The sequence below is a fragment of the Micromonospora sp. NPDC049102 genome, assembly GCF_043197485.1.
Lineage (GTDB): Bacteria > Actinomycetota > Actinomycetes > Mycobacteriales > Micromonosporaceae > Micromonospora.
The window spans coordinates 217,974-238,972 of sequence record NZ_JBICTE010000004.1 but is presented as its reverse complement, the minus strand read 5'-3'; the positions used below and the strand labels follow the sequence as shown (position 1 = coordinate 238,972).

At 73.5% G+C, this 20,999-nt stretch carries 19 protein-coding genes and 1 pseudogene; 11 read left to right on the top strand and 9 right to left on the bottom strand.

The window, feature by feature from the left end; all coding sequences use genetic code 11:
- Positions 1 to 43: 43 nt before the first annotated feature.
- From ACGFH9_RS07195 to ACGFH9_RS07185, 3 genes are all read right to left on the bottom strand, one after another.
- A complete protein-coding gene (locus ACGFH9_RS07195) occupies positions 44 to 757 on the bottom strand; it encodes a hypothetical protein (RefSeq protein WP_393216529.1) in 714 nt (237 codons plus the stop codon).
- 229 nt (positions 758 to 986) lie between these two features.
- A complete protein-coding gene (locus ACGFH9_RS07190; protein ID WP_393216527.1) occupies positions 987 to 1,328 on the bottom strand; it encodes a DUF3626 domain-containing protein in 342 nt (113 codons plus the stop codon).
- Positions 1,329 to 1,405: 77 nt separating this feature from the next.
- Entirely contained in the window at positions 1,406 to 1,564 is a 159-nt protein-coding gene (locus tag ACGFH9_RS07185; RefSeq protein WP_393216525.1) for a hypothetical protein, read from the bottom strand.
- Between the two features lie 19 nt (positions 1,565 to 1,583).
- On the opposite strand from ACGFH9_RS07185, the gene tsaA reads away from it, so the two are divergent.
- A complete protein-coding gene (gene tsaA / locus ACGFH9_RS07180) occupies positions 1,584 to 1,997 on the top strand; it encodes a tRNA (N6-threonylcarbamoyladenosine(37)-N6)-methyltransferase TrmO (RefSeq protein WP_393216523.1) in 414 nt (137 codons plus the stop codon).
- 22 nt (positions 1,998 to 2,019) lie between these two features.
- On the opposite strand, the gene ACGFH9_RS07175 is transcribed toward tsaA, so the two are convergent.
- Positions 2,020 to 2,649: an MBL fold metallo-hydrolase gene (locus ACGFH9_RS07175; RefSeq protein ID WP_393216521.1), complete on the bottom strand. Its 630-nt coding sequence runs from the start codon at positions 2,647 to 2,649 to the stop codon at positions 2,020 to 2,022.
- Positions 2,649 to 3,734 carry an S-(hydroxymethyl)mycothiol dehydrogenase gene (locus ACGFH9_RS07170; protein ID WP_393216519.1) on the bottom strand — a complete coding sequence of 362 codons (1,086 nt, stop codon included), beginning with the start codon at positions 3,732 to 3,734 and terminating at the stop codon, positions 2,649 to 2,651. Before ACGFH9_RS07170 ends, ACGFH9_RS07175 begins: the two co-directional genes overlap by 1 nt.
- Before the next feature lie 182 nt (positions 3,735 to 3,916).
- On the opposite strand from ACGFH9_RS07170, the gene ACGFH9_RS07165 reads away from it, so the two are divergent.
- From ACGFH9_RS07165 to ACGFH9_RS07155, 3 genes are all read left to right on the top strand, one after another.
- Positions 3,917 to 4,336, top strand: coding sequence for a hypothetical protein (locus ACGFH9_RS07165; protein ID WP_393216517.1), 420 nt, complete (start codon positions 3,917 to 3,919; stop codon positions 4,334 to 4,336).
- Positions 4,337 to 4,406: 70 nt separating this feature from the next.
- A complete protein-coding gene (locus ACGFH9_RS07160) occupies positions 4,407 to 5,582 on the top strand; it encodes a low temperature requirement protein A (protein WP_393216515.1) in 1,176 nt (391 codons plus the stop codon).
- Positions 5,583 to 5,657: 75 nt separating this feature from the next.
- On the top strand, positions 5,658 to 7,127 hold the full coding sequence (locus ACGFH9_RS07155) for a cryptochrome/photolyase family protein (protein ID WP_393216513.1): 1,470 nt from the start codon (positions 5,658 to 5,660) through the stop codon (positions 7,125 to 7,127).
- Here ACGFH9_RS07155 and ACGFH9_RS07150 read toward each other — a convergent pair whose 3' ends face one another.
- Together ACGFH9_RS07150 and ACGFH9_RS07145 are read right to left on the bottom strand one after the other, a co-directional pair.
- Positions 7,128 to 8,000, bottom strand: a complete 873-nt coding sequence (locus ACGFH9_RS07150; protein ID WP_393216511.1) for an SDR family NAD(P)-dependent oxidoreductase — start codon at positions 7,998 to 8,000, stop codon at positions 7,128 to 7,130.
- The gene (locus tag ACGFH9_RS07145; RefSeq protein ID WP_393216509.1) at positions 7,987 to 9,477 is read right to left on the bottom strand and encodes a flavin-containing monooxygenase; all 1,491 of its coding nucleotides are present in this window, start codon (positions 9,475 to 9,477) and stop codon (positions 7,987 to 7,989) included. Before ACGFH9_RS07145 ends, ACGFH9_RS07150 begins: the two co-directional genes overlap by 14 nt.
- An 80-nt stretch (positions 9,478 to 9,557) precedes the next feature.
- Between ACGFH9_RS07145 and ACGFH9_RS07140 the strand changes: the two are divergent.
- The 7 genes and pseudogenes from ACGFH9_RS07140 (at position 9,558) to ACGFH9_RS07110 (ending at position 18,400) form a co-directional block, all read left to right on the top strand.
- Positions 9,558 to 10,131: pseudogene (locus ACGFH9_RS07140) on the top strand (helix-turn-helix transcriptional regulator).
- Positions 10,132 to 10,232: 101 nt separating this feature from the next.
- Positions 10,233 to 10,865, top strand: coding sequence for an ATP-binding cassette domain-containing protein (locus ACGFH9_RS07135; RefSeq protein WP_393216507.1), 633 nt, complete (start codon positions 10,233 to 10,235; stop codon positions 10,863 to 10,865).
- Positions 10,862 to 12,139: a hypothetical protein gene (locus tag ACGFH9_RS07130; RefSeq protein WP_393216505.1), complete on the top strand. Its 1,278-nt coding sequence runs from the start codon at positions 10,862 to 10,864 to the stop codon at positions 12,137 to 12,139. The genes ACGFH9_RS07135 and ACGFH9_RS07130 overlap by 4 nt, the downstream gene beginning before the upstream one ends.
- Complete coding sequence (locus tag ACGFH9_RS07125; protein ID WP_393216503.1) at positions 12,136 to 13,902, top strand: hypothetical protein; 1,767 nt, start codon at positions 12,136 to 12,138, stop codon at positions 13,900 to 13,902. The genes ACGFH9_RS07130 and ACGFH9_RS07125 overlap by 4 nt, the downstream gene beginning before the upstream one ends.
- Positions 13,899 to 16,277 carry a hypothetical protein gene (locus tag ACGFH9_RS07120; protein WP_393216501.1) on the top strand — a complete coding sequence of 793 codons (2,379 nt, stop codon included), beginning with the start codon at positions 13,899 to 13,901 and terminating at the stop codon, positions 16,275 to 16,277. The genes ACGFH9_RS07125 and ACGFH9_RS07120 overlap by 4 nt, the downstream gene beginning before the upstream one ends.
- 72 nt (positions 16,278 to 16,349) lie before the next feature.
- On the top strand, positions 16,350 to 16,973 hold the full coding sequence (locus ACGFH9_RS07115) for an ATP-binding cassette domain-containing protein (protein ID WP_393216499.1): 624 nt from the start codon (positions 16,350 to 16,352) through the stop codon (positions 16,971 to 16,973).
- Positions 16,970 to 18,400 carry a DUF6297 family protein gene (locus tag ACGFH9_RS07110; RefSeq protein WP_393216497.1) on the top strand — a complete coding sequence of 477 codons (1,431 nt, stop codon included), beginning with the start codon at positions 16,970 to 16,972 and terminating at the stop codon, positions 18,398 to 18,400. Before ACGFH9_RS07115 ends, ACGFH9_RS07110 begins: the two co-directional genes overlap by 4 nt.
- 44 nt (positions 18,401 to 18,444) lie before the next feature.
- Here the strand turns inward: ACGFH9_RS07110 and ACGFH9_RS07105 are convergent, their stop codons facing one another.
- Entirely contained in the window at positions 18,445 to 19,209 is a 765-nt protein-coding gene (locus ACGFH9_RS07105) for a hypothetical protein (protein ID WP_393216495.1), read from the bottom strand.
- Between the two features lie 52 nt (positions 19,210 to 19,261).
- Positions 19,262 to 20,980, bottom strand: a complete 1,719-nt coding sequence (locus tag ACGFH9_RS07100) for an AIPR family protein (RefSeq protein ID WP_393216493.1) — start codon at positions 20,978 to 20,980, stop codon at positions 19,262 to 19,264.
- Positions 20,981 to 20,999 lie beyond the last annotated feature (19 nt).

The window sequence follows — 20,999 nt, the reverse complement described above, 5'->3', positions numbered from 1 at the left end:
CACCGGCCGGCTCCCGTGACGGGGGCCGGCCGGTGTGTCGAGGTCACCAGAGCTGCTGGACGACGTCCGCCGCCTGCTCCTCCCACTGCGCGTACGCGTACGGGAAGGCGGAGACCTGGACGGTCTGCGCGGCGGCGGTCAGCGGCAGGTCCTGCCAGCCGCCGACGTTCCTGAGCGCGTCGAAGAACGCCGTGGCGGCGTACTCCGGGTCGGTGATCTGCTCGGGCGAACCCCAACCGGACGACGGACGCTGCTGGAACAGGCCCTGCGAGTCGTGGTCGTTGTACGCGCCGAGGTGGCCGAGGTTGTAGAGCTTCGACTCCTGCAGGGAGGTGGCGACACCGATCACCGCGCCACGGTCGCCGACGCCGGTCTTCTTGGCCGCGTCGACGATCGCCCGCGCGTTGTCGAGCTGCGCCTTGTCGAGCGGGATGCGCGACTGTGCGCCCTCGATGCCGTGCGGGATCAGTTCGTCGCGGCTCGGCTTGCCGGCCGGCGGCTTGCCGGTGGGAGAGCCGGTGGTCAGCCCGGACTCGACGGGCTGCTCCTCGTGGTGAGCGGCGGTGGCCGCCTTGCCGGTGGCGAGGTCGATGGCGGCGACGGCACCCTGGTGCGGCCCGGAGGTGACCGGGGCGGCGGTCGCGGTCGGCGCGAGCGCCAGGCCACCGAGGGCGGCAACACCCACCACGCTCAGCGCGGTCTTGCGGTACGAGTCCTTGGCGATGGCGGGGAGCCATCGAGTGAAGTCGGACTTCACGATGGTTCCTTTCGATCGTGCGGAGCGCTCCGGGGTGAACGCGCCTCGGGAGAACCGCGGAAAAGGGGTTTGGGCTCCGGCGGTACGGGGGACACAACCAGCCCGACGAGTCGGTCATTCCGGAAATGTCTCCCCCGTGACGGGCTGCGGTGCCGGTCACCTCGGGGAATTCGGATTGTCGGCGTGGTCGCGCGACAACTGGACGAAACGGACGATCCGCGCGATCCGGTCAGCCCGGATGGGCCGTACCGAACCGGACGAGCACGTGCCAGAGCTGCTTGAGGTGCTGGAGGGTGTCGGCGGCCGAACCCCGGTCGGCCCAGCGGTGCGGCTCGGTCACCACCGACACGGCGCCCCGGCCGATCAGCGCAGCGTCCACCGGCGCGCCCGGCCGGGCGAACTCCCGGTGCAGGCGCGCCGCGAGCACCGGGATCGCGGGGCCCCGGAACTCGGCGTCGACCTCGTCGACGGCCAGCGCGAAGCCGGGGTGCCACCGCAGCGGGAAACCGTACCGCCGCGCCACGGATTCCAGCGCGTCGCCGGTGGCGGTACCGGCGAAGGACGGGTCCACCACCAGCTACCCGAGAGCGACGGCCTGCGCCGGCGTCAGGGCCCCGGCGTGCGGCGCGTCCCGCTCGGACGTCGCCGTCACGGCGTGTCCGGCTCCGTGTCCAACTCCTGGAAGACGGTGATGTGCAGGTCGGCGGGGGCGTCGAGGCGCGCGTTGAGCGACCGCCACGGCGTCAGCGTCGGCGGCGCGACCTGGCTCGCTCGCCGGATCGTAATGCCTACGCTGACGGGGGGCACTGTCCCGAAGGGAGCAAAGATGGTCGACGCGTACCTGCTGCGCCCGGTCGGCCGGGTCGCCTCGCCGCTGGTCGACGCGGCGAGCGCCCCGCGGCAGGGCGACGAGGGCGCGCCACCGGCCTGGCTCGTCTTCGACCCGCAGGTCGAGCCGGCTCTGCGCGACCTGGCGGTCGGCGCGGAGCTGCTGGTGCTGACCTGGTTGGACCGCGCCCGGCGCGACGTCCTGGCGGTGCGTCCGCGGGGTGACGAGACCCGCCCGGTGACGGGCGTGTTCAGCACCCGCTCCCCGCACCGGCCCAACCCGATCGGGCTGCACCGGGTGCGGGTGCTCGCGGTGGACGGGCTGCGCGTCGAGGTGGCCGACCTGGAAGCCCTCGACGGCACCCCCGTGCTGGACGTCAAGCCGGTGCTGGGCGCAGCCGACGAACGCTGAGCCGGCCGTCGGTACGCGCGGGTCAGTGCCCCCGGGCCAGCCACTCCGGCAGGTGTGGGGCCTCCGCGCCGATGGTGGTGTCGTCACCGTGACCGGTGTGCACGACCGTGTCCGCCGGCAGGGTCAGCAGCCGGGTACGGATCGATGAGACGATGGTGTCGAAGTCGCTGTACGACCTCCCGGTCGCGCCCGGCCCGCCCTGGAACAGGGTGTCGCCGGTGAACACCGCGCCCAGGTCCGGGGCGTGGAAGCTGCACGCGCCGGGACTGTGCCCGGGGGTGTGCAGCACCCACAGGGCGGTGCCGGCCACCTCGACGCCCTGCCCGTCGCGCAGCTCGCCGTGCGGCGGCAGGTGCGGGTGGACCATGTCCCAGAGCACCCGGTCGTCGGCGTGCAGCAGGATCGGCGCGCCGGTGGCCTCGGCCAGTTCGGGCGCCACCCGTACGTGGTCATCGTGCGCGTGGGTGGCGAGGATGGCCCGTACCCGACGACCGTCGACCAGCGCGAGGACCGCGGCCACGTCGTGCGGCGCATCGAGGATGACGCACTCGTCGTCGTCACCCACCACCCACACGTTGTTGTCCACCTCGAAGGTCTGCCCGTCGAGGGAGAACGTGCCGGAGGTGACCACGTGGTCGACCCGGACGGTCATCAGAACACCACCACCGAACGCAGCACGTCGCCATGGTGCATCCGCTCGAACGCGTTCTCGACCTGGTCGAGGGCGATCTCCTCGGTGACGAAGGCGTCCAGGTCGAGACGGCCCTGGAGGTACAGCTCGGTGAGCATCGGGAAGTCCCGGCTGGGCAGGCAGTCGCCGTACCAGCTGGACTTGAGCGCGCCCCCGCGACCGAAGACGTCCAGCAGCGGCAGCTCGATCTGCATCTGCGGCGTCGGCACGCCGACCAGCACGACCGTGCCGGCCAGATCCCGGGCGTAGAACGCCTGCTTCCAGGTCTCCGGTCGGCCCACGGCGTCGACGACCACGTCGGCCCCGAAACCGCCGGTGGCGGCGCGGATCGCCTCGACCGGGTCGACGTCGGAGGCGTTCACGGTGTGCGTCGCGCCGAACTTCCTCGCCCAGTACAGCTTGCGGCTGTCGGTGTCCACGGCCACGATCGTCGTGGCGCCGGCGAGGGCCGCGCCGGCGACCGCCGCGTCCCCGACGCCGCCGCAGCCGATCACCGCGACCGAGTCACCACGGGTCACGTTGCCGGTGTTCATCGCCGCGCCGAGGCCGGCCATCACGCCGCAGCCGAGCAGACCCACGGCGGCCGGCCGCGCGGCCGGATCCACCTTCGTGCACTGTCCGGCGTGCACCAGCGTCTTCTCGGCGAACGCGCCGATGCCCAGCGCCGGCGCGAGTTCCGTGCCGTCGGTGAGGGTCATCCGCTGGGTGGCGTTGTGGGTGTTGAAGCAGTACCAGGGTCGGCCGCGACGACAGGCCCGGCAGTCGCCGCAGACCGCCCGCCAGTTGAGCACCACGAAGTCGCCCGGGGCGACGTCGGTGACGCCCTCCCCCACCTGCTCGACGATCCCCGCCGCCTCGTGGCCGAGCAGGAACGGGTAGTCGTCGTTGATGCCACCCTCGCGGTAGTGCAGGTCGGTATGGCAGACGCCGCAGGACTGGATCCGGACGATCGCCTCACCCGGGCCGGGGTCGGGCACCACGATCGTGGTGACCTCGACCGGCGCGCCCTTGCTGCGGGAGATGACTCCCCGGACTTCCTGGCTCACTTCGCCTCCTGGTGGTGGTCGGTGGCGGGGCCGGTACCGGGCCGGTGAACCGGGCTCGGCGGTGGGCCCCGGGCGAACCTACCGCGATCATCACGGTCGGCCCAGTCGGTTGGGCGGCGGGTTATCGGGGGTCACGGTGGGTACGCGGGCCGCGATTCGGACCACGGCCATCGGGAGTAATCATGAAACTCGCGCATCTGCCGCTGCGGGCCACCATCGGCGCGTACTTCCTCGACTCGGGCCTCGGCAAGCGGAACCTGGAGGGCGAGGCCGCGCAGGCGATGCACGGGATGGCCGTCGCCGCCGTTCCGCAGCTCGGTCAACTGGACCCACCGCGGTTCGCCAAGCTGCTGTCGTACTCGGAGGTCGCCCTGGGTGCGGCGCTGCTCGCGCCGTTCGTGCCAACGCCGCTGGTGGGGCTCGGTCTGACCGCGTTCGGCGCGGGTCTCGTGCAGCTCTACCTGAAGACGCCGGGGATGCGCCGGCCCGGCAGCGTCCGGCCGACCCAGCAGGGGGCCGGGTTGGCCAAGGACGTCTGGTTGGTCGGCGCCGGCCTGACGCTGGTGCTGGAGGGGCTGACCCACGGCCGTCGGCGCGGCTGACCTGGCCGAACCGCATCGTCGGCACCCGCTATCGTGTGCCCGAGCCCGACGGTCGGCCTGAGGAGCTGCGGTGACCCACAGTCGTTCGGTGCGGCCGCTCTACCGGCCCATGAGGCCCCGCCGCCGCGACGAGCCGCACCGCTCGGCCACCCCCCTGGAACTCTTCTTCGACCTCTGTTTCGTGGTGGCCGTGGCGCAGGCGGCGACGAGCCTGCACCACGACGTCGCCGAGGGGCACCTGACCCACGCGCTACCGAGCTACCTGATGGTGTTCTTCGCGATCTGGTGGTCGTGGATGAACTTCACCTGGTTCGCCTCGGCGTACGACACCGACGACGACGTCTACCGGATCACCACACTGGTACAGATCACCGGGGCGTTGATCCTGGCGGCCGGGGTGCCGCGCGCGTTCAGCGACGGCGACTTCACCGTCATCACCTACGGGTACGTGGTCATGCGGCTGGCCGCCGTCGGGCAGTGGAGCCGGGCCGCCGCCGGTGACCCGACGCACCGGGCCGCGGCCCGCCGGTACGCGATCGGCGTGAGCGTCGTGCAGCTCGGCTGGCTGCTGCGGCTGGTGCTGCCCGACGGCTGGGGCATCATGACGTTCCTGCTGCTGGCCCTCGCCGATCTGCTGGTGCCGGCGGTGGCCGAGCGTCCCGGCATGACACCGTGGCATCCCGGACACATCGGCGAGCGGTACGGGCTGTTCACGCTCATCGTGCTCGGTGAGGCGGTGCTGGCGATCTCGGTGGCGATCCAGACCGGGCTGGACGCGGGCGACCACGGTCTCTGGGCGCTCGCGGCGGCCGGCGCGGTCATCGTGTACGCGCTGTGGTGGCTGTACTTCGACCGTCCGGTCGAGGCGCCGGACCGCTTGCCGTACTCGCTGGTGTGGGGCTACGGCCACTACCTGATCTTCGCGGCGATCGCCGCGGTCGGAGCCGGCCTGCCCGTGGTGGTAGACCACGAGCGGCACCTCGCGCACGTCTCCGGTACGACCGCCGCGTACGCGGTGGCCGTACCGATAGCCGTCTTCCTCCTGACCGTCTGGGTGCTGCACGTACGCCGCCAGCAGCACGGCGCGGTGGTCGCCGCGTATCCGGTGGTCGCCGGACTGGCGCTGCTCGTGCCGCTGGGACCGGCCCCGGTGCCGGTGCTCGCGCTACTGTTGGTCGCCCTCGTGGCGGTGACGGTGGTGCTGCGGGGACGCGACGCCGGGTCGGCCGCGATGGCGGCGGCCTGACCCCGATCCGGATCAGGCATCGATCACACGGCCTGCCGGCGCGCGGGACGGCCCGGGAATGGGCAGAATTGCGGGATGCTACGCCGCCGATGGTTGCTGGCCGACCAACTCGGGCCACATTTCCTCGACGACCCCGATCAACCGGTCCTCCTCGTGGAGATCCGGGAGCTGTTCCGCCGTCGCCCGATGCACCGGCAGAAGGCGCACCTGATCCTCTCCGCCCTGCGTCACCGCGCCGCCGAGCTGGGCGACCGGGCGCTGCTGCTGCGGACCGGCACGTTCCGTGAGGCCCTGGCCCAGGTCGCCGAGCCGGTGGAGGTGTGCCACCCGCACTCCCGGGCCGCGCTCGGGTTCGCCCGCTCGGTGCCCGGGTTGACAGTGCTGCCGCCGCGCGGCTTCATCACCAGCCAGGCCGACTTCGCGGCCTGGGCCGACCGCTCCCGCCGGGGCCCGTTGCGGATGGCCGACCACTACCGGCAGGCCCGCCGCCGGCACGCCGTGCTGGCCGGTCCGGCCCGCATCGCCGCCACCGCCCCGACGCCGCGACGGCCCCGGGGGGAGGCACCCGCCGTACCCGCCACGCCGCCGCCACCACCGCCGATCGTCGAGGACGACATCGACGCGCAGGTCCGCCGCGACCTCGACCGGTGGGCGGCCGAGGGGATCCGGTTCGTCGGGCGGGACGGCCCCCGGCAGCACCCCGCCACGCACGCCGAGGCACAGGCGCGGCTCGCGCACTTCCTCGCGTACCGGCTGCCCGGGTTCGGCCGCTACGCCGACGTGATGAGCGCCGACGATCCGCTGTTCGCGCACTCGGCGCTCTCCTCGTCGTTCAACCTGGGGTTGCTGCACCCCGAACCGGCCGTACGCGCGGCCGAGCAGGCGTGGCGTTCCGGCGCCGCACCCCGCACCGCGGTCGAGCCGTTCATCCGCGGGCTGCTGGGTTGGCGTGAGTTCCTCTGGCAGCTGTACTGGTACCACGAGCCGCGCTTTCGGGGAGCGAACTGGTTGGCCGCGACCGAGCCGATGCCGCGGTGGTTCGCCGACCTGGACGCCGACGCGGTGGAGGCGCACTGCCTGGCCGACGTGCTCGCCGCCGTCCGGGACCGGGCCTGGACGCACCAGAGTCCCCGACTGCTGGTGCTGGGCAACTACGCGTTGCAGCGCGGCTGGCGTCCCACCGAGGTGGCGGACTGGTTCCAGCGCTGCTTCGTCGACGGCACCGACTGGGTGATGAACGCGACGGTGATCGGCATGAGCCAGTACGCCGACCTGGCCAGGGTGGACACCCGACCGTACGCGGTGGACGGCACCGACATCGACGAGATCAGCGACTACTGCGCCGGCTGCCGGTACGCCCCGGAGCGGGCGCTCGGCGAGCTGGCCTGCCCGTACACCGGGGGTTTCGAGAGTTTCCTGCACCGCAACCGGGAGCGGTTGGTGACCGACCCACGGCTCGCCGCCGAGCTGGCCCGCCGCGACGAGCCCGAGCACCGCGAGGCGGTGCTGGCCCAGGAGGAGAAGCGGGGCAGCAGCCCGCCCTGATCAGGTGGGGTCCGCGACCGGCGGCGGTGCCGGCGCGGGCCGCGTCACGCCCCGGTTCAGGCCGACCACCAACAGCCGGTTGTACGAGGCCGGCAGGAGCCGGGCCAGCAGGTCGGGCACCTTCGCCGACCAGCCGATGAGCACCCGGCCCCGGCGGCGCTCGACGCCCCGCAGGATCACCTCGGCGGCCCGCTCCGGCGCGATCGTCAGCAGCTTCTCGAACTGCGCCCGGCCGGCGGCGTACTCCTCGCTCGACACGCCGCTGCCGACCCGGGCGTTCTCGGTGATCCGGGTCCGGATTCCGCCCGGGTGCACGGACGTCACCCCGATGCCATCGTCGACCAGCTCGTGCCGCAGCGCCTCGGTGAGGCCACGGACGGCGAACTTGCTCGCCGCGTACGCGGCCTGCCCGGCCGGCGCGATCAGCCCGAACAGGCTGGAGATGGTGACCAGGTGCGCGCCCGGCTCGGCCTTGAGCGCGGGCAGCAGCGCGTGGGTCAGCTGCGCCACGGCCCGGAAGTTGATGTCGACGACCCAGCTGAACTCGTCGAACGTCACCTGGTCGAACCGGCCGCCGAGGCCGACGCCGGCGTTGTTCACCAGCAGCCGGACACGGGGATGGCGCTGGACGATCTCCGCCGCCACCCGGGCGGTGGCCGCCGCGTCGGCGAGGTCCACCCGGTACGTGTGCAGCCTGCGGTCCGGGTGGGCGGCCCCGATGGCGGCGACGACGGCGTCCAACCGCTCGGCGTCCCGGTCCAGCAACGCCAGGTCCACGCCCCGGCGGGCCAGAGCGTGCGCCAACGCCGCACCGATACCGCTGGCCGCGCCGGTCACCACGGCCGTCGCGCCGGCGAACTCAAACCTCCGCACGATCGCTGCTCCTCTGCTCGCGGGCGCGGCGGGAGAACCGCACACCCTCGTCGGCGAGCCGGCCGTGCCGCATCAGCAGCACGTCACGGACGTAGTTCTGGTGCAGCCGCCACGGCGCCCTCGCCCCCTGCCGGGGCAGGGCGTCGACGCCGCGCAGCACGTACGAGGAGCGCAGGTCGATCAGCGGGGCCCGCTCGTCACCGGGCGGCGGCAGCGGGGTGACGACCTGCTGGCCGGTGCGGTCCAGGTGGCGCAGCAGCCGGCAGACGTAGCCGGCGACCAGGTCGGCCTTGAGGGTCCACGACGCGTTGGTGTAGCCGATCGTCAGCGCGAAGTTCGGCACGCCGGAGAGCATCATGCCCTTGTAGGCGACGGTCTCGGAAAGCTCGACGTCGACACCGTCGACACGCAGCGTCAGGCCACCGAGCGCGAGCAGGTTGAGCCCGGTCGCGGTGACCACGATGTCGGCGCTCACCTCGTCGCCGGAGCCCAACCGGAGGCCGTCGGCGGTGAACGTGTCGATGGTGTCGGTCACCACCGACGCCCGGCCCTCTGACAGAGCGGTGAAGAGGTCGCCGTCGGGCACCACGCAGAGCCGCTGGTCCCACGGGTCGTAGCGGGGCGAGAAGTGCCGCTCGACGTCGTACCCGACCGGCAGCAGGCGCGTCGCGGCCCGGCGCAGCAGCCGCTTCACCAGCCCCGGCGCGCGCCGGCTGAGCTGGAAGTTGGCCGTGGACAGCAGCACGTTCTTCCACCGCAGCACCGGATACGCGACGCCCACCGGCAGCCGACGCCGCAGGGCGTCGGCCAGCCGGTCACGCGAGGGCAGGGCGATGACGTACGTCGGTGAGCGTTGCAGCATCGTCACGTGGGCGGCCCGCCGCGCCAGGGCCGGCACCAGCGTCACGGCGGTCGCGCCGCTGCCGACCACCACCACCCGCCGGCCCGCGTGGTCCAGGTCGGCGGGCCAGTGCTGCGGGTGCACCAACCGCCCGGTGTACGCGTCGACGCCCGGCAGGGTGGGCGTGTAGCCCTCGTCGTAACGGAAGTAACCGGTGCAGGCGAACAGGAACGAGCAGGTCAACACCACCGTCTCGGCAGTGTCGGTGCGCTCGGCGTGCACCGTCCAGCGGGCGGTGCCGCTGTCCCACTCGGCGCGCGTCACCCGGTGGGAGAAGCGGATGTGGCGCTGTACGTCGTACTCCCGGGCGGCCTCGCGCACGTACGCCCGGATGGTCGCGCCGTCGGCGATGGCCCGCGCGTCGGTCCACGGCTTGAACGAGTAGCCGAGGGTGAACATGTCCGAGTCGGACCGGATGCCGGGGTAGCGGAACAGGTCCCAGGTGCCGCCCACGGCGTCCCGCGCCTCCAGCACCGCGTACGTCTTGTCGGGGCAGTCGCGGCGCAGGTGGCAGGCCGCGCCGACGCCGGACAGGCCGGCGCCGACGATGAGCACGTCGACATGGTCGGAGGGCATCGCTTCCTCCCGGGGCGGTGGTCGGACCCTAACACCGCCCCGGATGCGCGGCACCGGGCGGCGAGGCCACCGCGATCTGCGTGGGACGCAGGCCGTTGCAGGACCGGGCCACCCAACTCCAGCAGCGTTTCCACCTGGACACCCCCGGTTGGTACGCCGACGGCGACGCCTCCCCGGAGCTGGCCCGCACGGCCGAGGCCGTCTGGCGGCAGCAGCGCGTGCGGGTGCGCTACCGGGGCTGGCGGGGTGAGGTGACCCGGGTGCTGGAGCCGTACGGCCTGGTGCTCAAGGGCGGCCGGTGGTACGTGGTGGCCGGCCGACTTCGACCTGCCGGCCTGGTGGCGGGAGCACGTGGTGCGGTTCCGCGCCCAACTGCACCAGGACGAGGCGACCGTACGCCGGTCCCCCGCCGGCCGGGACCGGCTGCGGGAGATCGGCAGTGATCCGGTGGTGTCCGCCGTGGACGCCAGCGCCGGGCCACCCGACGCGCGCGGTTGGGTGACAGCCGTCCTGCCCATCGAGTCGCTCACCCACGCCCACGGCGATCTGCTGCGCCTCGGCACCGACGTGGAGGTGCTCAGCCCGGTCGCGCTCCGCGACCGCCTGGCCGCCACCGCCGGCGGCCTGGCCGCCCTCTACGCCCCGACCCGGTAGCCGCCGCCACTTCCACATCGGATTCCACATCGGAAGATCGGCGGGACATCGACTGTCGGCACGGTGTGCCACCCTGGGACGGGCACCAGGGGTCACCGGAGGTGAGGGCCACGTTACGAGTACGCGCACTGGTCGCCGTGCCCGGCACCGGGCCGGTGACCCTCGACGTCGCGTTCGGCGCCACCGTCGCCCTGGTCGCGCCACCGCGGGTCGGCACGGCCGTGGCTCGCGTACTGGCCGGCCTGGCCGCCCCGGTCGCCGGCCGGATCATGGTCGGCGACCGGGACGTCACGGCGCTCGCGCCGCCGCGCCGGCAGATCGGCTACGTGCCCGCCGGTGGGGCGCTGCTGCCGCAGCTCACCGTGCGCCGCAACATCGAGTACGGCCAGCGCAAGCGCGAACGGGTGCACGAGATGGCCGACGACTGGACGGCGACGGTGGTGGACCGGCTGGAGCTGGCGCCCACGCTGGGTCTGCTGCCCCACGTGCTCTCCGACGCCCAACGTTTCCGGGTGGCGCTGGCCCGGGCGGCGGTCTGCCTGCCCGAGGTGCTCGTGGTCGACCTGCCCGTGGACCCGCCCGGCGGCAGCCGCCTCGGCGACCTGCTGCCCCGACTGGCGCCGCCGGGCGCGCCGGGAGTGGCCACACTCGTCTGCACCGCCGACCCGGCCACCCTCGCCGAGATCCCGCAGCGGCACGAGCTGGTCGCCGAGACCGACGAGGTGCCGCGGTGACGCCGGACGGCCGGGTCACCCGACGTACGCTGCTGCGCGCCGCCGCGGCCGGTACGGCGGCGACCGTCGCGGGGTGTGCCGGTGTCAGCCGATCGGTGCAGGTGGCGGTGGTCTGGTCCGGGGGCGAGCTGGACCGCTTCCGCGACGTCGTTGCCACCTACCCCCACCCGGTGCGCGTGGTCAGCGCCGGCAACGACATCGACGCGTTCCTGCGCGCCCGGCATCTCGCGGGCACCTCCCCCGACGTGGCGATCATGTCGCGTCCCGGCCTGGTCACGGAGTACGCCGCGCGGGAGTGGCTGCGGCCGGTACGCCCCTCGACCGAGTACGCGGTACCCATCGGCCTGGGCGACCTGCTGATGGCCGGCGGGCAGCGCTTCGGCGTGTGGGTGAAGGCCGCGCACAAGTCCCTGGTCTGGCACCTGCCCTCGATGCTGCCCGAGCAGCCGACAAGTTGGGACGCTCTGGTCGCGCTGACCCGCCGTCTCGGCGCGCTCGCCCGGCGCGGTGCCGGTCCGGCGCCGCTGGCGATCGGCGCGGCGGACGGCTGGGTGCTCACCGACTGGTTCGAGAACGTGTTGGCCGACCTCGCCCCGGCGGCGTACGACGCCCTCGCCGCGTCGGACGGCGACTGGCAGGGCCGGGCGGTGCGCGACACCCTGGATCGGCTCGCCGAGCTGTGGAGCATCGACGGGGCGTTCCTCGGCGGCGGCCGTCGCGCCCTGCTCACCCAGTACGAGGAGTCGGTGATCCAGGTGGTCAACGCCCGCCGGGCGGTGATGGTCTTCGAGGCCGACTTCACCGCCGAGGTGGTCGGCCGGTTCCGCGGTGGCGCCGAGACTCCGGTCTCCTTCCGGTTTCCGAGCGCCGGTGCGGGTGGCGGCGCGTTGATCGTCGGCGGGGACGTGGCGGTGGTGTTCGCCGACGCCCGGGGTGGGGTGGAGCTGGTCGAGTGGTTGACCAGGGCCGACGCCTTTCGCCCCTGGCTGCGCGCCGGCGGCTACCTGTCGCCGAACACCACAATCCCGTTGACCGACTACGCCGACCCGGTCCGTCGCCAGCTCGCCCGCGAGATGCGCGGCCCCGACACCCTGCACTTCGACCTGTCCGACCAGCTGCCCGCGCCGTTCACCGGCTCCGACGGCATCGGCATCTGGCCGATCATGCAGGACTTCTTCGCCGACGTCACCGACGGTGTCCGGGCCGACGAGGCGGTACGCCGGGCCACCAGGCAGCTCGCCGCGGCGGCCCGCGACGCGGATGGTGGCCGATGAGCCAGGTCAAGGTGCTCGGCGAGCTGGCGGTGCTGGACGACGTCGGCCCACCCCGACGCGGCAGGGCCTACCCGGCGGCCGGGGCGACCTCCGCGCTGCTGCTGCCGGCAGCGGTGCTGCTCGGCGCGCTGGTGCTGTGGCCGGTGCTGCGTACGCTGCACGCCAGCGTCACCACCGACGGTCGCTGGGTCGGCGCGCAGCACTTCCGGGCCGCACTCGCCGCGCCCGGCACCGGCGCGGTGGTCGGCCGTACGGTGCTCTGGGCGGTCCTGGTGCCGGCGGTGGTGACGGCGCTGGGCTACCTGTTCGCCGTCGCGTCCCGCCGCTCCCAGGAGGGCGGTCTGGTCCGCCTGATCCTGCTGGTGCCGGTCGCGTTGCCGCTGGTCGTCACCGGGGTGACCTTCCGGCTCATGTACGACCCCGACCCGACGCGTGGCGTGGCCACCCTGCTCGCGGCGCGACTCACCGGCCGCGCCGCCGACGACGCCCCACAGCTGCTCGGCCGGGGCCTGGTCACGGTGGCGCTGATGTCGGCGTTCGTGTGGGCGTGGGTGGGGTTGGCCGTGCTGGTCTTCCGCGCCGCACTGGACCGGCTGCCGCCGAGCCTGGCCGACGCGGTCCGCGCCTACGGCGGTGGCCGACGGCACGTCCTGTGGGACGCGCAGTGGCGGCCGCTGCTGCTGCGTACCGTCGCGGTGGTGTTCGCGCTGGTGGCGCTCGGCACCAGCCGGACGTTCGACCTGATCCTCGTCATGACGCCCGGGTCGGTCCGTGACGACGCCACGGTGCTCGCGTTGCAGGTGTGGCAGACCTCGGGCCGCACCACCACCGGGCAGGGCGCCGCGCTCGGCGTCGTCTGGCTGGTGGCGGTGGTCGCCGGGATGCTGGTGGCGGCGTTCTTCGTCCGACAGGCGTGGCCGCCGCCGCGCGTCGAGCCGTCACCCGACCCCGCCCCCACGACGCCGCCGCGACGACTGTTCCGGCTGCTCGCGGCGGGCGGCGCGGTGGCCTGGCTGATCCCGCTCGTGGTGCTCGTGGCGACCTCCGCGCACGGTCCGGTGGACGCCGCCGCGCGCGGCTGGTGGTCGGCACCACCCGGGACGGGCTCCTACACGGCACTGCTCGGTGGCGACGAGCTGTGGCGGGCGCTGGGCTTCACACTACTGCTGGCGACGGTCGTCACCGCCACGGTGCTGCTCGTCGCGCTGCTGGCCGCGTACCCGCTGGCGTGGCTCACCGGGCCGGCCGCACAGGCGACCGGGCTGCTGCTGATGGCCGCCACCGTCGTGCCGGTGCAGGTGATCGCCGGGCCGGTCAACGAGGTGCTCGGCGCGGTGCTCTCCTCCGGCACCGCGCGCGGGCTGGCCCTGGTGCACGTGGCGTTGGGGGTGCCGTTCGCGGTGCTGGTACTGCGCAACGCGTTCGCCGACCTGCCGGCCGAGCAGGTGCGGGGCGCGCGGCTCGGTGGGCGGCGCTGGTGGGGCACCCTGCACCGGCTGGCCCGGCACAACCTGCCGGCGGTGATCGCCGTCTCCGTGCTGGAGTTCGTCCAGGTCTGGAACGACCTGGCGGTGGGGCTGCTGTTCAGTGGGCCGGAGGCCACGCCGGTGGGGCTGTTCCTGGCCGGGCAGAGCCGCGGCTTCGTGTCCAACAGCGGCATCCTGGCCGCCGGGTCGGTGCTCGCCTCGGTGCTTCCGGTGCTGCTCATGGTGGTCGCCCGGCGGCAGCTCGTCGCCGGGCTGGTCTCCGGTGGTGTCCGGTGACCAGCCCCGGCGGCAACGGCCGGGCGCCGCGCTGGCCGGTGCTCATCGCGGTCGGCACGCTGGTCAGCGGGGTGCTCGGCAACCTCGCCAGCAACCTGCTCTCCGAGCTGGCGGCCAGCGTCCTCGGCCCGGCCGGCATCGCGCTGGCGGTCCTCGGTGGCGGGGGCTTCGTGGTGTTCGAGGTGCGACGGCGGCGAGCAGTGCGGCAGACCGGCCCGGAGCCGACCGACGTCGTCCCCACGCCGGTGACCGACGTGCCCAACCTGCCGTACACGGCCGGGTTCGCCGGTCGCGAGGAACACGTCCGGGCGGTGCTCGACCTGCTCGCCCGCGAGCACGCGGTGGCGGTGCTCGGCCGACGGGCGGTGGGCACGTCCGCGTGCGCCGTACAGGCCGCGAACCTGTGCCGGGAGGACTTCCCGGACGGGCAGTACCACTTCGACCTACGCCGTGGTGGTCGTCCCCGGTCCGCTCGGCAGGTGCTCACCGCGCTGGCCGGTGTGCTGGGCACCCCGCCGCCGACCTCCGGCCGCCCGGACGCCCTCGCGGTCGCCGCCGCCGCGCTGCGCCGCAAGCTGGACGGCCGCAAGATCCTGCTGGTGCTCGACAACGTCGACCGGCCCGAGCAGGTCCGGCCGCTGCTGCCACCGACCACGCGCACCTCCCGGTTGCTGCTGGCCGGCGGGCCCACGCTCAGCGGCCTCAACGGCGTGGTGGAGCACTGGATCGCCGAACCCGGCCCGGACGAGGCGGTCGAGTTGTTCGCGGACGCCGGCGGGGCCGCGCCCGCCGCCCGGCTCCGCCGCGCGGACCCGCGCACCGACCCGGCGGTACGCGAGATCGTCGACCTGTGCGGCCGGCAGCCCCGCATTGTGCGTGCTCTCGGCTACCGCACCGCCCAGCACGGCTGGCGGCACTCCGACGTGCTGGACGCGCTGCGCCGCGCGGCACGCACACCACCGCACCAGCGGGTCGCTGTCTCGCCCGCGGTGCAGCTGGTCACCGAGCGGGACACCGCGTACCGGGCGTTGACCCGCGAGGGGCGTCGGCTGTACCGGCTGATGTCCCTGAGCCCGGCCCCGGTGGACCGGCCGACCATCGCCGCCCTGGCCCGCCGCCACCCCGAGCGGGTGACCGCGCTGCTCGACCGGCTGGCCGCCGCCGCGTTCGTGGTCGGCGCGCCCGGCGACCGGTACGAGATCCGCCCGCTGCTCGCGCCGAGCGCCCGGCTGCACCTGCGCGACGCCGATCCGGCCGGCTCCCGGGTCGCCGCGCAGGCCCGGTTGACCCGTCACCTGGCCCGCCGCGCCGAACGGCACGCCGCCAACCTGGCCGTGCTCGGCTCACCGCCGGACCGGGAGTGGTCGCTGCCGCTCGACGACGACCCGTACGGCTGGTTCGACCTGCACCAGGAGCTGCTGCTGGCCGTCGTCCGGGTGCCGGCCGGGGCGGCGGAGGCGCTGCCCCGGCGGGTACGTCGGTGGTGGTTCCGGTTGGCCGTGGCGCTGTGCGGGTGGTTCGCGCACGTCGAGCGGCTCAACGAGTGGGAGCAGGTCTGCCGCACGGTGCTGGCCACCCCGACGGCCGACGACCGTCCGGAGATCGCCGGGTGGGCGCACAACGAGCTGGGCGTGCTGCGCCGGCGTCGGCACGACCCGCAGGGCGCGGCGACGGCGCTCACCCTCGCGGTGGCCGAACGCGGCCGTCGGGGCACCGCACAGGCGCGGATGAACCTCGGCCTGGCCCTGCTCGACCTGAGGCAGCTCGACGATGCCGTGGAGCACCTGGAGCTTTCCCGCCGGCACCGCTCGTCGGCGGACCGGTCCGGGCACGCCCTCACCGACCTGGGCCTGGGCGCGGCCCAGTTGGCCCGGGGTGAGCTGGAAACTGCGCACCGCCACCTGGTGCGGGCGGCGAACACGTTCCGGTCGGTGGGTGACGCGCGCGGTTACGCGGCCGCGCTGACCAACCTGGTGCTGGTGCACGCCAGCCTCGGCGAGCACCTGGACGCGGCGCAGGCCTGGCGGGCGGCCCTGCGCGAGTACGAGTCGGTCAACGACCCGACCAGCCGAGCGGCGGCGCTGCTCAACGCCGGCGCGACGCTGCTGACCAGCGCTCCGGGGCAGGCGCGGGCGGCGTACGAGCTGCTGGCCGAGAGCCGACGGCTGCGTGCCGAGACCCGACCCACGGCGGGGCTGGGGCGTACCCTGCTCTACCTGGGCGACGCCGCCGCCGCGCTGGGCGACCCGACGGACGCGCGGCGGCTCTGGGCGGACGCGGCGACGGTGGCCGAGGAGGTCGACGACGACCAGGCGCTCGCCGCTGCGGACGAGCGCCTGGAACACGACGTCGACGTGCCGCCGGCCATCCCCTGACCGGTGTGTCCCACCGGGTCGGCGTGATGTCGATCGCTCGTCGTGGCCGGTGGCGCGGGTCTGGGAGAGTGTGTGACCGTGGACGCTCTCTCGGTGCGGGGACTCAGCCGCAACTTCGGCAACCTGGTCGTGCTCGACGACGTGACCTTCACGCTGCCGGAGGGCCGGATCGCGGTGGTGCTCGGCCCCAACGGCAGCGGCAAGACAACCCTGCTGCGCTGCGTGGTGGGCGCCGACCGCCCGGACGCCGGTGAGGTGCTGGTGCAGGGCCGGCGCGCCGACGAGACCGACCCCGAGGTGCGGGCGATCGTCGCGGCCGCCCTGGACGACATCGACTTCTTTCCCGACCTGTCCGTGGTCGAGCACCTGGAACTGGTCGCGTACGCCCACGGGGGCGACGCCGAGCCGGTCGAGGAGGTGCTCACCGAGCTGGGCCTGGAACCGGCCCGCGACCAACTGCCGGTGACCCTCTCCAGCGGGCAGCGCCGACGGCTGGCGCTGGCCTCCTGCTTCGTGCGCCCGCGCCGGCTGCTGATCCTGGACGAGCCCGAGCAGCGGCTGGACGTGCGCGGCCGGCAGTGGCTGGCCGACCGGCTCCGCCGGGAGCGGAACGCCGGCACGGCCGTCCTGCTGGCCTCGCACGACCCGGAACTGATCGACGCGGTGGTCGACGAGCGGATCGAGATCGGCCGGTGAGCGCCCCACCGGCCACGGTCACCCCGACGCCCGCTGGGCTGCCGAGCGCCCGACAGGTACGGACGCACCTGCGCCGCGCCCGCCGCCGGCACCACGAGCACTCGCTGGGCGACGTGCTGGGCGACGCGTACGTCATCGTGCTCTTCGTGGGCATGTACGGCTGGTTCGCGGTCAGCGCCAGCCGCGACATGCTGGTCTCCCCCACCGTCGGCCGCGCCGACGCGGGGGTGCGCTGGTGGCTGGCGGTGGCCGCGCTGCTGGCCGGCGCGGGCCTTGCCTGGCGGGGTCTGCGCGCGCTCGGTCCGCTGCTGGTCACCCCGGCGACCCAGAGCTGGGTGACCAGCGCTCCGATCGACCGGCGGGCCTGGCTCGCGCCGCGACTCGGCGTCCTGCTGGTGGGCGCGGCGGCCGGCACGGCGCTGCTGGGCGTGGCCGTGGCCGTACTGGGCGGTGCCACCGACCTGGGCGCCGTGGGGTGGGCCGCGGCGGCCGGCGCCGGCTGGGGCGCTGCCGCGCTCGCCCTCGCCGTCGTCGCCCAGAGCAGTCGGGCGGGCCGCCGCTGGCCGACAGTTGTCGGGGCAACGCCGCTGGTGGCGGCCGCCGTCGTCGCGGCGGTGGTGGTGATCGCGGGTCGCCTCGGCGAGGCGCTGCCCCGGCCGGCGACACTGCCGACCGGCGTGCTGGTCGCCGTCGGGGTGCCGCTCGCGGTCGTCGTCACCGTGCTCGCCCTGCGGGCGCTGCCCCGGGTCGACCGGGCCACGCTGACGACCGGCGCGCAGTTCGCCAACGCCGCCGCGACGGCCACGATCCTGCTCGACCCGAGCATGCTCACCGGCCTCGTCGAGAGCCGCCGCTGGCGTCGCATCGGCCGGGTCCGCAGCCGACGCTTCCTGCCCGGCCCCGGCTGGTGGGCACTGCTCCAGGCCGACGTACGCCGGTTGCGCCGCCACCCCAGCGCCCTGCTGATCTGGGCGGGACTGGCCGGCGTCCAGTACGCGGCCGCGCTCGCCCTGCCCGGGTTGGCCGGCGCCGCGCAGGTGGTGCTCGCCTACGTCGCCACCGAACGGCTCACCGGCGGTCTGCGCGCGGTCAGTCGGTCACCGGGCCTGCGCCGGGCACTGGGCGGCAGCGACGCGGCGCTGCGCGGGATCCACGTGGTGGTGCCGGCGGCTGGCGCGGGCCTGTGGTGGCTGCTGACCCTGCCGAGTCTGCCGACCCTCGATGCCGGCCCGACCTGGCTCGCGCCGACGCTGGCGCTCGGCGTGGTCGCCGCCGCCTGGCGCAGCGGCACCCGCCCGCCGATCGACTACGGCGGCGCGACGGTCAACACGCCGTTCGGGATGGTCCCCGTCGACCTGCTGCGCCAGGGCGCCCGGGGGCGGGCGCTGCTCGCCGTCCTGGTGCTCGTCCAACTGTTCCTGGGCTGAGGGCAGCAGCGCTCTCAGCGGCCCACCCAGCTCAGCCGCCCAGCTCAGCCGTCCAGCCGGCGGACCATGTTCATGATGGTCTCCACCTGCGCGCCACCCTTGATCGGGAAGTTCGTCGCGCCCAGATAGCCCCACCAGTCCCAGCAGCCGTGCAGGGCGACCAGCAGCCGGCACGACTGCCCGGCCGCGCAGGCCGAGGGCACGTAGGCGAAACCGTTGGCGTCCATGCTCAACCCGTTGGCCCGGCCGTTGACCGCGAACGCGTTCTGGTCGAACCGGACGAGCGTGCCGCCGAGCGCCGCGGTGTTGGGCGCGTTCACACCGCCGAGCAGTGTGCGCAGCAAGGCGTTCTGCGGGTCGCTGCCGCAGTCGTCGAGGAACGGTGACGCGGTCGCCGTACACCCCAGCGTGCCGTACGGGGTGACCCACCCGTGACCGGCGGCGGAGCCGCTGTCGTACCGCACGCTCGCCCCGAAGCGCTGGTAGTAGCGGACCAGGTCGTCGGTGACGGACTTCTTGACGGTGGTGTCGTTGGCACCGTGCAGGACGTACACCGGGTCGCCGGAGAGGTCGCCGACCGGGTCGACCCAGCCGTACGCCGCCCACGTCCGGGTGTACGCCTCGAGGGCCGACACGTTCGTCGGGTACAGGTTGTCGCCGCAGCCGTAGAGCGCCTGGGCGACGGTGTTCTGGGAGCAGTAGTAGGGACCGGCCGCGAAGAGACCGGCGGCCTGGGCGGGGGCCGCGACGGTCAGGATCAGCAGCAGGACGGCGGTCAGGGCGGTGGCGGCTCTGCGCGGTGTGGTCAACCCTGTCGACCTGCCCTACAGATGGAACGTCGGAGCGCAGCGGAGGCGGCCGTCATCCTCGTAACACCGCCGCGCGAACAGCGTCGGCGAACCGGCGGTTGCGGACCATCTGCCCGAGGGCCACCCCACTCTGCTGTTCGGCGTCGATGATGCTGCCGAGGGTGGGCAGAAGTTTGAGGATGGCCTGCTCCGAGGCACCGGGATCCCACACCAGATCGAGTAGCCGTCGGCACTGCTCGCTGGCGCGCCGGGGATTGCCGGTGAGACGCTCTGTTCCGAGAACCTGCCACCGCATAGCAGCCATGAGGTGGTAGCGCGCCGGCCGTAGCGTCGCCCGAATTCGCCTTGTTCGCAGCAGCCACTCAAGGCGGTAGTGGGCAGCAGCAGCCGCGTAGTACGCGTCCGGTAGGTGGTCCTCCTGGAATAGCGCGTCGCGGTGACGCTGGGTCAGCTCGCGGTAGTGACCCGCGGCAGCCGGCTCTCCGAGGAACATCGCGGCGTAGGCGCGGGTGAGTTGGGCTCGGTTGACCACCCGTGTCTTCTCCACCTCATTGCGGGCCGCATACTGCTTGGAGCGGCGCTCGTACCACAGTCGACGCGCCTCCGGTTGCGCCGCAAACCAGTCCTCCAACCGTCGGTGGAAGTCCTCCCGCGTTGACAGCTCCTCCTCGCTGACCGCGGTCTGCCGGTTGGTCGCGGCGATGATGCCGGCGATAACCTTCTCGTCCTCGCTGTGCACGATACGTACGCTGACCTGCACATCGTCGGTGAGTCGATCTCGCTCGTCGAACAACACGTGACAGGTCTGGCAGCCGTTGACCACCTGGAAGTCTCGAATGTGCACCTCGTCGCCAACCACGTTGAGGCCCCGGGTGACGATGGTGACGCCGTTGTTGAGTACGGCGAATCGGCGGTGCTGGAGCGGATCTCGGATGGCGTCGCGGATCTGGCCGTTGACCCCGTTGTAGCCCTGGAAGTCCCGGACGTTCTCGTGAAAAAGGGCCTTGCGGATGTTGCCAGCCGGATCGGTCAGCACGCGGGACACCAACTCGCGGGCGGGCAGCAGGCCGAACAGCGACTGAACCACGCCGGGCATGGTCGGGGGTGAGAGCTTCTTGAGCATCTCGAAGGTGGCCGGTACCGCCTGTGTGGCGCGTTGGTACAGCTCACGCAACTCGTCACGGGTCACGCAGCGTACGTCGACTGTGTCGAAGCGGCCGGAGCGCATGAGCCCCCGCTCCGCCGACGCGGCCTTTTTGCGCAGCATGTCCGCCACCTGGCCACCGGTGGTGACGTACCGGACGTGCAACTTGGGACGGCCGCCGGAGAACTTCGCGATGTTCCCGTAGACCGCCCGGAGGCACCCTCGGAGGTTCTCCACGTCCGGCGAGGCGGGGTACGGCAGGTCGGCCTTGTCGACGACATGCGCCAGGTTGTCCGCCAGGTCGGCGATGACCTTCGACTCGAACTTGGGGCTAGTCTTCGCCTGCACGACGATGACCCGTACGTCTAATTGGCGTGCCTGCTCGGTCGCCGCCCTGACATCCGCCTCGTCGTGCAGCAGCTCACCGTTAACCAGTATGCCGAACACGTCGATGCCGAGGTCGTTGCCGCCGCCCATTCGGAAGACGTCTGGACTGAAGTCGCTTTCGTAGAAAGAGCTGAGCACACAGAAACCCGCAAAGGCCTCGAATGCCTCGTCCTGTGGCAGCCCGACGAGGTCGCGGTCGGTCTGAAACTGCCGAACCAGGCTGTCGATGACGATATCCATGCTGTTCCCCCTGCCGGTC